At 63.2% G+C, this 13506-nt stretch carries 13 protein-coding genes and 2 riboswitches; of the genes, 6 read left to right on the top strand and 7 right to left on the bottom strand.

Annotated elements, in window-relative coordinates; translation table 11 throughout:
- The first annotated feature begins 16 nt into the window (after positions 1-16).
- From DTX69_RS09005 to DTX69_RS08995, 3 genes are all read left to right on the top strand, one after another.
- Complete coding sequence (locus DTX69_RS09005) at positions 17-406, top strand: response regulator (protein ID WP_119301206.1); 390 nt, start codon at positions 17-19, stop codon at positions 404-406.
- A gap of 107 nt (positions 407-513) precedes the next feature.
- Complete coding sequence (locus DTX69_RS09000) at positions 514-849, top strand: plasmid stabilization protein (protein WP_119301205.1); 336 nt, start codon at positions 514-516, stop codon at positions 847-849.
- Positions 850-860: 11 nt separating this feature from the next.
- On the top strand, positions 861-1322 hold the full coding sequence (locus DTX69_RS08995) for a DUF1772 domain-containing protein (RefSeq protein WP_119301204.1): 462 nt from the start codon (positions 861-863) through the stop codon (positions 1320-1322).
- Here the strand turns inward: DTX69_RS08995 and DTX69_RS08990 are convergent.
- The 4 genes from DTX69_RS08990 to DTX69_RS08975 form a co-directional block, all read right to left on the bottom strand.
- Positions 1319-2623, bottom strand: a complete 1305-nt coding sequence (locus tag DTX69_RS08990) for a UDP-glucose dehydrogenase family protein (protein WP_119301203.1) — start codon at positions 2621-2623, stop codon at positions 1319-1321. The genes DTX69_RS08995 and DTX69_RS08990 overlap by 4 nt on opposite strands.
- A 21-nt stretch (positions 2624-2644) precedes the next feature.
- Positions 2645-3529: a UTP--glucose-1-phosphate uridylyltransferase GalU gene (galU, locus tag DTX69_RS08985; RefSeq protein WP_119301202.1), complete on the bottom strand. Its 885-nt coding sequence runs from the start codon at positions 3527-3529 to the stop codon at positions 2645-2647.
- 133 nt (positions 3530-3662) lie between these two features.
- A complete protein-coding gene (locus tag DTX69_RS08980; protein ID WP_284735647.1) occupies positions 3663-4490 on the bottom strand; it encodes a division plane positioning ATPase MipZ in 828 nt (275 codons plus the stop codon).
- Positions 4487-6586 (bottom strand): molybdopterin oxidoreductase family protein, encoded by a 2100-nt coding sequence (locus tag DTX69_RS08975; protein ID WP_119301459.1) that lies wholly within the window; start codon positions 6584-6586, stop codon positions 4487-4489. The genes DTX69_RS08980 and DTX69_RS08975 overlap by 4 nt, the downstream gene beginning before the upstream one ends.
- Positions 6587-6698: 112 nt before the next feature.
- Here DTX69_RS08975 and DTX69_RS08970 point away from each other — a divergent pair, with 112 nt between their 5' ends.
- Together DTX69_RS08970 and DTX69_RS08965 are read left to right on the top strand one after the other, a co-directional pair.
- The gene (locus tag DTX69_RS08970) at positions 6699-7583 is read left to right on the top strand and encodes a DMT family transporter (protein ID WP_162917021.1); all 885 of its coding nucleotides are present in this window, start codon (positions 6699-6701) and stop codon (positions 7581-7583) included.
- Complete coding sequence (locus DTX69_RS08965) at positions 7583-8698, top strand: NAD(P)/FAD-dependent oxidoreductase (protein WP_119301199.1); 1116 nt, start codon at positions 7583-7585, stop codon at positions 8696-8698. Before DTX69_RS08970 ends, DTX69_RS08965 begins: the two co-directional genes overlap by 1 nt.
- Before the next feature lie 60 nt (positions 8699-8758).
- On the opposite strand, the gene DTX69_RS08960 is transcribed toward DTX69_RS08965, so the two are convergent.
- From DTX69_RS08960 to DTX69_RS08950, 3 genes are all read right to left on the bottom strand, one after another.
- Positions 8759-9808, bottom strand: a complete 1050-nt coding sequence (locus DTX69_RS08960; protein WP_119301198.1) for a TRAP transporter substrate-binding protein — start codon at positions 9806-9808, stop codon at positions 8759-8761.
- Between the two features lie 122 nt (positions 9809-9930).
- Positions 9931-11253 (bottom strand): TRAP transporter large permease, encoded by a 1323-nt coding sequence (locus tag DTX69_RS08955; protein ID WP_119301197.1) that lies wholly within the window; start codon positions 11251-11253, stop codon positions 9931-9933.
- Positions 11250-11762: a TRAP transporter small permease subunit gene (locus DTX69_RS08950; protein WP_119301196.1), complete on the bottom strand. Its 513-nt coding sequence runs from the start codon at positions 11760-11762 to the stop codon at positions 11250-11252. Before DTX69_RS08950 ends, DTX69_RS08955 begins: the two co-directional genes overlap by 4 nt.
- Before the next feature lie 322 nt (positions 11763-12084).
- Positions 12085-12194, top strand: a riboswitch (glycine riboswitch).
- Positions 12195-12316: riboswitch (glycine riboswitch) on the top strand.
- 55 nt (positions 12317-12371) lie between these two features.
- Here DTX69_RS08950 and DTX69_RS08945 point away from each other — a divergent pair.
- Entirely contained in the window at positions 12372-13469 is a 1098-nt protein-coding gene (locus DTX69_RS08945) for a GlxA family transcriptional regulator (RefSeq protein WP_119301195.1), read from the top strand.
- Positions 13470-13506 lie beyond the last annotated feature (37 nt).

The following is a 13506-nucleotide window of genomic DNA, read 5'->3' as shown; positions in this document are numbered from 1 at the left end:
TCAGTCAGGAGACAGGATGTCCAGTCAGGACAAAGCGTGGGAGTCTCTTCGAGGCCTGCAAATCCTCCTGGTGGAGGACGATCCACTGATTTGTCTCGATCTGGAATCGAGTCTGTCGGAAATGGGCGCTGTGGTAGTAACCTCTGCCAATGTCGCTGCCGCGCTTCAGGTTGTAGCAAGCTCGGCGCTGGATTTCGCCGTGCTCGATTTCGAACTGGGCCGCGAGACCAGTGAACCGATCGCCAAAGCTGCGCGCGAACGGCAGGTGCCTTTCCTCTATCTCTCAGGCTACGACCAGGAGGACGAACGGTTCCGTCGTTGGCCAGGCGTCGCTGTCCTGGTGAAACCGATTTCCGCCGTCATGATCGCGCGTCGCATCCGGGAAATAGTTGGCGGCCGGCCCTAGTCCATCACTCATGAGGCGTTGTGCTTGCTACCGATCCGGGCGTCCAACCGGGAACATTGGTGCGGGCAGCCTGTTGGCTGTTCACAAAGTGTTCTGAGGAGGTATTGATGCCCCGAGGTGACAAATCGAAATATTCGCGCAAGCAGAAACGCCAGGCGGAGAAGATTGAGACAGGGTACGAGAAGCGCGGTGTTAGCGAAGGGGAAGCAGAGCGGCGGGCCTGGGCGACTATCAACAAGATGACCGGCGGTGGCCGGAGAGCCGGTGGATCTGGTCGCGGCAAAAAGACCAACAAGGCGCCGGCACGCAAGGGCGGGCGTCTTGGCAGCAAGGCTGCTGCCAAGCGATCGGCCGCGGCGCGCTCCGCCTCGGCGCGGAAGGCGGCCGCCACACGCAAGCGCAGAGCAAAAAGCGGACGCAAGACGGCCAAGAGATCGCGCTGATCGCTCGGTTGATGGCTACCAAGACATTCCAGTTTGTAGCCACCATCCTTACCGCTCTCGCGCTTGTTCCGGCTGGCGCACATCTAATCGAGCTGCCCGCGAAGATCGACATGCCGGAGCAGCCTTACTTCGTTGTCCAGCAGATCTATCGCGGCTGGGCCTTATTTGGCGTGGTGATTCTTGCTGCGATGTTCGCGAACTTCGCGAGTGCGTTCCTCGCACGTCGTAACGCACGGCAGTTTTGGTTGTCGATGACCGCGGGGCTGCTGATCGCGGCGATGTTGGCTATCTTCTTCGCCTGGACCTTTCCCGCCAATCAGGCGACGGCAAACTGGACCTCTGCTCCGGAAGATTGGGAGCAGCTCCGCACTCAGTGGGAGTATTCCCACGCAGTCAATGCGTTTGTGACTTTTGCGGCTCTTCTATGCGCCGTCGGGGCTGCACTTTCCTACGGTGGCCGCCACACCGACTAAGCGCGCCCGATGCTCGAATAGCGGAAGCCGGCCGCACGCATTTCCGCCGGCCGATAGATGTTGCGCAGATCGACCACGACCGGCTGCCTGAGAAGCGCCTTCATCCGAGTGAGATCGAGCGCGCGATAGGAGTTCCACTCTGTCAGGAAGACCACTGCGTCAGCGCCGGTCATCGCTTCGTACGGATCGGCGCAGTAGATCACGTCCGGCACCAGCTTCTTGGCTTCCGCCATGCCTTCCGGATCGTGCGCCCTGACTTCGGCGCCGGCCTCGATCAGGGCCGGCGCGATGGCGAGGCTGGGCGCTTCGCGCATATCATCGGTATTGGGTTTGAAGGTCAGGCCCAGCAGCGCAATCACTTTGCCCGCCACCGATCCGCCGAGGACCGCGATGACGCGGTCGGCCATCTTCAGCTTGCGCGCTTCGTTGAATTCCTGGGTCGCCTCGATCAAGCTGAGCGGTGCGCCGGCTTGGCGTGCGATCTCGACGAGCGCGCGCGTGTCCTTCGGGAAACAGGACCCGCCATAGCCGGGCCCGGGGTGCAGGAACTTCTGGCCAATGCGCCCATCGAGGCCGACGCCACGCGCCACATCGTGAACGTCCGCGCTCACCTTCTCGCACAGATCTGCAATCTGGTTGATGAAGGAGATCTTCATCGCGAGAAAACCATTGGCCGCATATTTGATGAGTTCCGCCGTCTCCAATCCCGTGAACAGAATCGGCGTCTCGATCAAGTAGAGCGGCCGATAGAGCTCACGCATCCTTTCGCGGGCACGCTCGCTCTCCGCGCCGATCACGACACGGTTCGGGCGCATGAAATCGTCAATCGCCGAGCCTTCGCGTAGGAACTCCGGATTGGAGACCACATCGAACTCGGCCTTGGGATTGGTCGCGCGGATGATCTCCGCGACCTCCCGCCCCGTGCCGACCGGGACGGTGGACTTGGTGACGACCACGGTGTAACGGCGGATCGCCTGGGCGATCTGCTTGGCTGCCTCGCGCACATAGGTCAGATCGGCATGGCCGTCGCCGCGCCGGCTTGGCGTGCCGACCGCGATGAATACTAGGTCGGCATCCGCGACGGCCGCCGATAGATCCTTCTCGAACTTGAGCCGGCCGGCCGCGGCGTTGCGGGCGACCAGCGGTTCGAGCCCAGGCTCATAGATCGGAATCTCATTGCGGCGCAGCCGGCCGATCTTCAGCTCATCCTGGTCGATGCAGGTGACGCGGTGACCGAACTCGGAGAAGCAGGCGCCAGACACCAGGCCAACGTAGCCGGCTCCAATCATTGCGATTTGCATGGCGCCTGTTCCCCTGTCGTTTCAGTGCTGCAGATCTCGCGCGAGAGCGAGTACGGCCTCCCGCACCTTGCTTCCGATCTTCGGGTGATTGAGGGCATAGGCGATGTTGGCCTCGATGAAGCCGGCCTTGTCGCCGCAATCGAAACGCCGGCCTTCGAAGCGGTAGCCGTGGAACCGGCCGCGGCCGCACATCTTGGCCATCGCGTCGGTCAGCTGGATCTCGCCGCCGGCCCCCGGCGTCTGCTGGTCAAGATGCGCGAACACGTCCGGCTGCAGGATGTAGCGCCCGATGATCGAGAGCGTCGACGGCGCCACGTCCGGCTTCGGCTTCTCGACCAGCCCAGCCGCTTCCACCAGGCGGCCGCTTTCCTTGCCGGTCTTCAGGATGCCATAGCGGTCGGTGTGCGCCTTCGGCACGTCCATCACCGCGACGACGTTGCCGCCGACCTCGTTGTAGACCTCCACCATCTGCTTCAGGCACGGTGTCTTGGCCTGCACCAGGTCGTCGGCCAGCAGCACCGCAAACGGCTCGTTGCCGACCAGGTTGCGGGCGCACCAGACCGCGTGGCCCAAGCCCCGCGCCTCCTGCTGGCGCACATAGGCGAACTCCCCCGGGTTCGGCAGCAAATTGTCGATCATCGCCAGCTCGGCGTCCTTGTTCCGCTCCTTCAGCAGATCCTGCAGCTCGTAGGAATAGTCGAAGTGATCCTCGATCGCGCTCTTGCCCCGGCCCGTCACGAAGATCATCTCCTCGATGCCCGCGGCGCGCGCTTCCTCCACCGCATACTGGATCAGCGGCTTGTCCACCACGGGGAGCATTTCCTTCGGCATCGCCTTGGTCGCCGGCAAGAACCGCGTCCCCAACCCGCCGACCGGAAAGATCGCCTTGCGTAGCGGCTTGCGCATTCCTTGATCCTTGTTCCCGAGTGTTGTTCTCGTGCTGATAGTGGCCGAGGTTGTGCCACAGCAGACCCTGAGCGGCAACGGGCAGCTCTAGCGCAGAAGGCTATGCTATTGAATTAATTTATCTTTATTCCAACTAGGCGGCGTGCGCGTTGTTGAGGCCCAGGGCGGCTACCAGCTCCCGCACTTCCTGGCGGGCCGCGACATGGGAAATGCGCCAGGTGATGCCTGCATCCTTGCGGCTGAGGTCCAGTAGGGTGAGGCCTCGCGGGAACAGCTCGCGGAAGATGACGCGCTCGGTGAAGCCGGGCGCGAGCCGGAATCCGATGCGGCGCGACAGCTGCTCCAGCAGGCGGCCGATATCGCGCTTGTTCTTGGCATCGAGGCTGCTGAGACGGTTGCGCATCACGATCCAGTCGATCGGCCGGCCGCGATTGACCGCGCGCTGCTTGCGCTGGTCCCACACCATCTCGCTATAGACGCTGGGCTTCAGGATCTTCTCGCCGGCGCCATCGATGCGCCCGAGCAGGTCGAGATCGAGGAAACTATCGTTCAGCGGTGTGATCAGCGTATCCGCCAGCGTATGCGCCAGTCGCGACAGCGAGGTATCGGAACCCGGCGTGTCGATCACGATGAAATCGCAATCCGCAAGCTCGGAAAGCGCGCCGCCCAGCCGGTCGGCTTCATCGTCCCGCCTGGCGATTGCGCTGTCGGCTGTTGAATTCTCGACCGGGATGTGCCGCGGCATCGGCAAAGGCACCAGCATCGCGGCCGCCGTCGCCTTGCGGTTCTCCACATAGCGGCTGAAGGAGCCCTGCCGCGCGTCGCAATCGATCGAGCCGACCTTGTAGCCGTCATGCAGCAGGGCGACGACCAGATGCATGGCAGTGGTCGACTTGCCCGACCCGCCCTTTTCGTTGCCCAGCACAATAGTATGCGGCTTTCCCGCGCGCTGCGGCGTCACGCTCCCGACTCGGCTGCTTTGCCAATCCATACCGCAGTGTCATGAAACACAGCACCGCCGTTTGGCAAGCCCGGCTCGTCGCTGGTCAGCGTGTTGATGCCGTTGCCGCCCACGAAGGCCGCGTTGGGCCAGATCGACTCGACGATCACGACGCCCGGCAGCAGGCCATGGAAGGGCTTCACATGAATGAAGACTAGGCCCCTCTCGTTGCCGACCTCCGCCAGGTCGCCCTCGAGGAGCCCGAGTCGCGCTGCGTCGTCTGGGTGGATCAGCAAGGTCGGGCGCCCTTCCCGCTTCTTGGATCCTGGCGTTTCCGTGAAGGTGGAATTGAGGAACGACCGGGCCGGCGCGGTCACCATGCGGAACGGCCGCTCCGGCGTCGGCGCATCGAACACCGGCGCCATGTCCGGCAGGCTGGGCAGGCGGGCATGGTTGGGCCCGATCTTCGCCCAGTCGGCCTTGAAGTGGAACTTCTCGTCGGCATGGCCGAAGCCGTTCAAAAAATGCGCGGTCTCGAAATCCAGCGCGCATTCCTGCCAATGCTTTTCATACATCTCATCCGGCGCGGGCCAGTTGGAGCGCTTCAGCGTCTCCGCGATGATCTCCCACTCGGTCATGGCAAAGGCCGGATGCTGGCAGCCCAGACGCTTGGCCAGTTCGCAAATCACGTAGTGATTGGTCCGCGCTTCGGCATAGGGCTCCACGACCTTGCGCGTCACCTGCAGGAAGGTATGGCCACTGCCGCGATAGATGTCGTCATGCTCCAGGAATGTGGTGGCCGGCAGCACGATGTCCGCCATCGCCGCGGTCTCGGTCATGAACTGCTCATGCACGCACAGGAACAGATCAGAGCGCGATAGCCCCTTCCGTACCAGATTGGTGTTCGGGCAGACCATCATCGGATTGGTGTTCTGCACGATCATCGCCATCACCGGCGGTCCGTCGCCCAGGTCGCGCTGGTCGCCCGTCAGCACCGCACCGATGCGCGACTGATCCAACTCCCGCACGCTGCGGTCCAGCAGATCGCTTCCGATGATGAAGGAATTGTCGATCCGGTAGAGCGAGCGGTTGGAATAGAGCGCGCCGCCGCCCTTGTGCGCCCACGCGCCGGTGATGGTCGGGAGGCAGGTGACCGCATGCAAGGACACCGCACCATTGCGGGCGCGCGAGAAGCCGAAGCCGACCCGGATGTAGGCGCGCTTGGACCGCCCATAGAGCCGCGCGAATTCGCGGATTGTTTCGGCCGGCACGCCGGTCACTACTTCGGCCCAGTCCGGCGTGCGGTCGCGCACATGCGCCTCGAGCGCGGCGGGATCATCGGCGTAGCGCGCCATGTAGTCGCGATCGGCATACCCCTCCGCGAACAGCACGTGCATCATACCGAGCACCAAGGCGGCATCGGTGCCGGGCCGCAGCATGATGTGTTGGTCCGCGACCTCCGCCGTCGGATTGCGATACGGATCGACGCAGATGAACTTGGCGCCGCGCTCTTTCCGAGCGCGCGCCACATGGGTCATCACATTCACCTGGGTCGAAACCGGATTGGTGCCCCAGGCGATGATCAGGTCGCTCTCCGCGATCTCGCGTGCATCGACGCCGCGCATCACGCCGACGCCAGCCATCCAGCCGGAATCCGACAGTTGGACGCAGATCGTGTCCTTCTGCCGGGAATACTTCTTCTCGTGCCGGAGGCGGTGTATGCCGTCGCGCTGCACCAGCCCCATGGTGCCGGCGTAATAGTACGGCCAGACCGACTCCGCACCCCAGGTCTGCTCGGCCTGCATGAAGCGCTCGGCGATTTCATCGAGCGCCTGTTTCCACGGGATCGGTTCAAAGGCGGCGATGCCGACGCCCTTTTCACCGACGCGCCGCATCGGCTGCGCCAGCCTGTCGGGATGATGCTGCCGCTCGGCGTAGCGCGCGACCTTGGCGCAGATCACGCCGGCCGTATAGGGATTGTCCTTTGCGCCGTGCACGCGGCCGATCCGGGTTGGGCTCAGGCGTTCGACCTCCAACGCGCACGTCGAAGGACAGTCGTGCGGGCAGGCGCTATGCACGATCTCCGGTTTGGCGTTCGGGGTAGTGTCCAAGGGCATCGAAATCTCGGGGCCGCTCTTGGCGGCACGCTCCAAAATACCTAGAGTGCCGCGACTTTACCCGCCGACGCTCCGCACTTCCAGGGGCCGGTCGGCTCATTGGGGATGTATCGTGACAAGTTTGGCGGCGGCCGGCCAGCTCCAGTTCAAGCCCAGATTGGGCGTGCTCTACATGCTGGGAGCAATCTTCGTGCTCGGCAGCACCGATGCCATCGTCAAATGGTCGACCAACAATGTCGACCCGATCCAGATCGGATTCTCGCGCTTCGTCGTGTCGCTGATCATGGTGCTCTGGCTGGTGGGGCGGTCGCAGCCGGGCTTCACAGCCCTGCGCACCAAGCGGCCGATCGAGCATGCCGCGCGCGCCTTCTGCGCGGCGGTTGAACTGACGGCGTTCTATTTCGCGATCAGCCTCATTCCCTTGCCGACTGCAATGAGCATCGTCGCTGCGTCTCCGATCTTCGGTACGCTGCTCGGCATTGTGTTCCTGCGCGAGCGGCTGCGCCTCCGCGGCTGGTTCGCCGTGTTCGCGGGCTTCATCGGCATGCTCCTGGTGGTGCAGCCCGAAGAAGGCGCGAACAGTCTCTTAGGGACAGGTGCTGTGCTCACGTCGGTTGTTCTCTGGTGCTTCGCCCAGCTGTTCGCGCGGCGGCTCAGCACAACTGAGAGCAATCTCACGATCCTGTTCTACTACGCGGTCGGCGGCGTGATCATCCTCGGGATCGCGACGCCGTTCGTCTGGGTCAATCCGACGCCGCTGGAATGGGCGGCGATTATTGCCGTCGGGATCTTCGGCTGCCTCGGCCAGTATTTCCTGATCCTCGCCCTGCGCTATGCGCCGATGTCCCTGCTGGCGCCCTTCGAATACAGCGCGCTGGTCTGGGCCTGCTTCTACGGCTACATTTTCTGGGGTGACGTGCTGGGGCCGGTCGCCATCATCGGCGTTGTCATCATCGTCGCGGCCTGCCTCTACATCACGCGCACCATGGAGCATTGATGGAGCGGGCGCAGATCGATTGCGTCATCGTCGGCGCCGGTGTGATCGGCCTCGCCTGCGCGCGCCGCCTTGCGCAAGCCGGCCGCGAGGTTCTGATCCTGGAGGCGGAAGGCGAGATCGGATCGGGCGTCTCCGCGCGCAACAGCGAAGTCATCCATGCCGGCCTCTATTATCCGACCGGCAGCTTGAAAGCGCGCTTGTGCGTCACCGGCCGCGAGATGCTCTACGCCTATTGCGCAGGGCACAGCGTCACGGCGCGCAAGGTCGGGAAGCTGGTGGTCGCCACGACTTCGGAGCAGATCCCGGCCTTGCACAAATTGATGGAGCAGGCGCAGGCCAACGGCGTCGACGATCTCGCCCTGCTGAGCGCGGACGACGCGCGCAGGCTGGAACCTGAACTCAACTGCGTCGCGGCTTTCCACTCACCATCAACCGGCATCATCGACACGCACGGATTGATGCTGAGCCTGCTGGGCCAAGCGGAAACGCGCGGTGCCGCGCTCGCGCTCCATGCCCCAGTCGAACGCAGCTGGATGGAGGACGATGGGCGGGTGACACTCGCGGTCGGCGGTGCGGAGCCGATGCAAGTGACGGCGCGGCTGCTCGTGAATGCAGCCGGCCTCGGAGCACAGAAGATCGCGCGCAATTTGCGGGGGTATCCAGCCGATCGCATCCCGCCGCTTTACTATGCGAAGGGCAACTATTTCAGCCTCAGCGGGCGTTCGCCCTTTTCGCGACTGATCTATCCTATGCCCGAAGCCGCCGGCCTCGGGGTGCACCTGACGCTCGATCTGGCCGGGCAGGCTCGCTTCGGACCGGATGTCGAATGGATCGATCAGCCTCAATATGATGTCGCCGCCAAGCGCGGCGACGCATTCTATGCCGCGATCCGCACCTATTGGCCGGGCCTGCGCGACGGGACGCTGCAGCCCGCCTATGCCGGCATCCGGCCAAAGATCCAGCCCCCTGGCACCCCTGCGCTGGACTTTCGTATTGACGGGCCGGAGGTGCATGGCCTGTCGGGCCAGGTGCATCTCTATGGCATTGAGTCGCCGGGCCTGACGTCGTCCCTTGCCATTGCGGATGAGGTCGCCGCGCGGCTCGGGCTCGGATGAGCAAGAAAAAGCGCGCGCGACCGTGGCATCGCGCGCGCTTCAACGTCTGCTGCAAACCGATCAGCCGTAGCGGTACGGCGGGCCCGCCTTGCGCATGGTTTCGGCGTAGTCGCGCAGGATCTTCACGATCTTCGCGCTCCGCTCGCTCTTGGCCGCGATCTCGTCCCAGAACTTGTGCGCCTCTTCCTCGACCTGGTTCCATTCGGATTCGGGAATGGTGGTGAGCTCGAGCTTGCCGCCCGTCGTGCGGTAGTGCGCCTCACCCCACCAGTACCAATGCTGCCGGTAGTAGTGCGAGGAATCGATCGAGAGCTGGAACAGCGTCTTCAGATGCTCGGGCACCTCTTTCCACTTCGCCGAGTTGACGAAGTAGGAGCCAGCCCACGCGCCCGAGATGTTGTTGGTGAGGTAGTACTTGGTCACGTCCGCCCAGCCGACCGTATAGGTCTCCGTCGCGCCGCACCAGGCGATGCCGTCAAGCTCGCCGGTCTGGATCGCGACCTGGATGTCTTCCCAAGGCAGCGTGACAGGCACCACCCCGAAGCGGGTGAGGAAGCGCCCGGCCGTTGGCGGCGAGAAGACTCGCAAGCCCTTCAGATCCCCGAGCGAGCGGATCGGCTTCGTGGTCGCGAAGTTACACGGATCCCAGGCACCTGTCGAAAGCCAGGTGACGTTCGGCACGTCCTTATAGGCTTCTTCCCAGATCTCCTTGATGCCGTAATGGTGCCACAGCACCGGGATGTCGAGCGAATAGCGATATCCCAGCGGGAAATAGGCCGAGAACACCGCCACGTCGACCGGTGCGCCGACGGAATCGTCGTCCGTCTGGATTGCGTCGAGGGTGCCGTCCTGTACGGCACGGAACAGCTCCGCAGTCGGCACCAGTTGGTCCGACGTGTAGAGCTCGATCATCATCTGACCGTTCGCCGCCTTGTTGAATGCGTCAAGCGACGGCTTGATCACATGCTCGGCCAGCGCCGGGCCGGCATAGGTTTGAAGACGCCACTTGATGGTGGACTGCGCCTTCACGTGCGGCGCGGCGATCACCGATCCGGCGGCGGCCGCGGCTACGCCCGCCGTTCGCAGGAACTTGCGTCTGTTCTTATCCATTTGACCTCCCCTTTATCTGGACCGTTCTTGGGTCCGCTTCTCCAATTGGAGCTCTCTGACCTTTTCACAGTAAGAAAAAGTATGAACTGACGGTGCAAGCCAAGGCAAGCCCCAAAAGCGCGCTATTGTCCGCGATAAAGCTGCGGCAGATAAAGCGCGATCTCCGGGAATATCATCACCAGCGCCAATGCAATCACCATCACGACGACGAACGGATAAATCGAGTGATAGATGTCGCGCATCGTGATGCCGGGCGGGGCCATGGTGCGCATCAGGAATAAATTGTAGCCGAATGGTGGCGTGATGTAGGCGATCTGGCAGGTGATCGTGTAGAGCACGCCGTACCAGATGAGGTCGAATCCCAGCACCCGCACCAGTGGAATGTAGAGCGGCGCGACAATCACCAGCATGGCCGTGTCGTCCAGGAACATGCCCATGACCAGGAAGGAAAGCTGCATCAGGATCAGCACTTCCCACGGCTCCAGGCCCAGCTTCTCCAGGAACAGCGATTTCACGGCATTGACAGCACCTAGTCCGTCGAACACGGCACCGAAGCACAGTGCTGCCAGGATGATCCACATGAACATGCAAGTGACATCGAGAGTCTTCCGGAACGTACTCTCGATCAATGCCTTGTTCATTTTGCCCTTGAGCAGTGCAGCCAGGCAGGCTGCCGCGGCGCCGACAGCTGAACTCTCGACCAGGCTGGTGATGCCGGTGACAAACAGGCCGATCATCAACCCGAACACCAGGAGCGGCACGATCCCCACCCAGAGCAGCTTCAGCTTCTCCCGCATCGGGATGTTGCGCTCTTCCTTGGGAAGCGCAGGTCCCAGATGCGGCTGCAGCCAGCAGCGCCCGGCGATATAGATCATGAACAATCCGGCCAACAGCAGACCGGGAAAGATGCCGGCGAGCCACAGCTGGTCGACCGGCTGGCGTGCGATCATCGCGTAGAGAACGAGCACGACGCTCGGCGGGATAAGAATCCCAAGCGTGCTGCCGGCCTGCACCACACCCGTAACCATCAGCTTGTCGTAGCCGCGCCGCAGCAACTCGGGCAGTGCGATGGTCGCACCGATCGCCATGCCGGCGATGGACAGGCCGTTGATGACGGAAATCATGACCATGAGCCCGATGGTGCCGAGGGCAAGCCCACCACGGATGCCGCCCATCCACACGTGAAACATCCGATAGAGGTCGCCCGCGATGCCGGATTCGGCGAGCACGTAGCCCATCAAGATGAACATCGGCACGGTAACGAGCGCATACCAGCTCTCAAGCTTGCCTGCGCCAGCGAAAGCCATGTTGCTGCCACCATCGCCCCAGAGCAGCAACGCGGCCGTTGCGCCGACAAAACCGATCATGCCGAAGACTCGCTGGCCCGTGGCCAGCAGCATCAGCATGGATACGAACATCGTCAGGGCGATGAGTTCGTAGCTCATTCGATCGGCTTCCCGCGCGCGATCGCCAGGTCCTTGAAAAAGGTCGCAATCGCCTGCAACAGCATCATTAGGACGCCAATCGACATGATCGTGCGGATCGGCCAGAGATAGGGCTGCCAAGCGCTCGGCCTGCGCTGTCCGATCTCGAAGGTGTAATGCGTGCTGATCACGGCGCCGTAAAGCAGGATAGCAAGATAGATCAGTAGCCCGATGATCGTGATGCAGTCGACGATCGCACGCGTCCTGGGTTTCCAGTGGCTGTAGAACAGGTCCATGCGCACCAGCGCGTTGTTCTGCAACGCGTAGGCGCCTCCGAGCATGAAGTACGCCGTCAGCGTGAACTGGGCCATTTCTACGGTCCAGATCGGCGAGATATCGGTGCTTGCCTTTGAAAAGGCGGCATACAGCAAGATCCCGAGCAGCAGCAGGATCAGGTACATGGCGAACTTGCCAACGGCCCGGTTGAACGCTTCGACGTACCGGACGTAAGCCACGATGAATCTAGGCATAGACTGCTACCTGCGTCCGGGACCGCTTGCCTGTCCGATCGGTCATCATGCGCACACCACCGCGTCGCCTCCCCTTTTTTCTTATTGCTGCCTCGCCCAAAAAGCCCGACGCTCCGGTGAACCGGTTAACCATCGGCCCAACTTCAGGGAAGATGAGGCAGAGCGAACCCCATGCTTGAATATCAGGGCAGCTTGGCCGGCTGCAAGCGTAACCGGTACAGACGGTTGGTGCCCGATGGTGCCAGCCATCGTGCAGGGCCCAGTCCTGGTCCTTGGCGGGACTTGACGGAGCATGGGCGGCAACACAGACTTGCCGCTTGTTTCGCCGCCGTCGGGAGAGACTGCGACCCGAATGAGAGACTACTGGGGATCGTAGCGCCGAAGGAGCAACCGCCCCCGGAACCTCTCAGGCAAAAGGACCGATCGCGGCCGAATGCTCTGGAAAGCGGGCATGGCGGCGGTCGGCCGTTGATGCCTCACCGAAGGGGTAAGCCGTTCTCGCTGATCGCGGTGTGACGGTGAATCTCTCAGGTCCAATAGACAGAGGGGGGACCGCTCGCCTGCCGCGGGGCAGGAGGACGGACCATCGGTCAGCCCGGGGGAAGCTTGATGGCGGAAGGTGAGGATCATCGTGCGTGGCGGCCGCCCAGTATGGCGGAGACGTTGCGCGCGCCGGCTTCGCCCTTCGCGCTCGATATCGAGCGCCGCGCGCGCCTCAGCCTCGTCTTGATGAACGGATTCGCGCTGGGCGATCTGGCACGTCTGCTTGATGTCTTCACCTCAGCCAACGAACTGGCGCATCGCCGCATGTTCCTATGGGAGGTCGTGGCCATTTCGGGCCGCTCTGTGACCAGTTCCGCCGGCATTCCGGTTGCGGCCGATGGCGACGTGACGGAGCTGCGCCCGTTTTCCACGGTCATGGTGTTCAGCGATTCCGATGCTTCTGGCGACGATTGCGCCGGGCTCGCCGCCTGGCTCAGCGCCCATCCGGCATCAATCCAGCGGCTCGGCGGCGTTGGCGGCGGCTGCTCTGTCCTGGGGCGCATTTCCGCGATGCCCAAGGAGCGCGCGCGCGGCCACGCCCAGCGCAAGGAACTGTTCTGGCGCAAGGACGATTTCTTCGGCTGCCGCGGTGGCTGCGCGACCTCGGATTTCGCCCTCGCCAATGTCGAAGCGTTGCTGGGAGCGCCGATCGCGCAACAGGTGATGATGCGCCTCGCCCGCCAGCGGATGCGCAAGAAGATCGAGCCGGCAGCTGACCAGCAGCAATCGATCGAGACCCAGGTGGCACCGCCGATCAAGCGGGCGGTCGCGCTGATGCGCAGCACGGTCTCCGATCCCGTTCCGCTGCCCAGGATCGCGGCGGAGGCCGGCATTCACCTGCGTCACCTGGAACGACTGTTCCACCGCCATCTCGGCGTCAGTCCGCGCGGCTATTATCAGCGCTTACGTCTGGCTCGCGCGCGCGACTTGGTGCAGGGCACGATGATGGGGCTGGCGCAGGTGGCGGAAGCGGTGGGTTTCGACTCGCTTTCGCATTTCTCGAAATGCTATATGGACGCCCACGGAATCAGGCCAAGCGAGGACCGCCAACGTCACTTCACCACGCCCGGCGACCAGCCGGGAGACGGCCTCACGGGGGACGCGCCGACGCTCAAGCACTCACCCACCAAACGCCCTTCCGGCGCGCGTCGCCACGCCGCCTAGAGATCCATCCACGATAAAATCACGACGATAAAACGGG

Source organism: Dongia deserti, from assembly GCF_003574735.1.
GTDB lineage: Bacteria > Pseudomonadota > Alphaproteobacteria > Dongiales > Dongiaceae > Dongia_A > Dongia_A deserti.
Note: the sequence above shows the minus strand (reverse complement) of the source record. Positions and strands in the feature narration are given on the sequence as shown.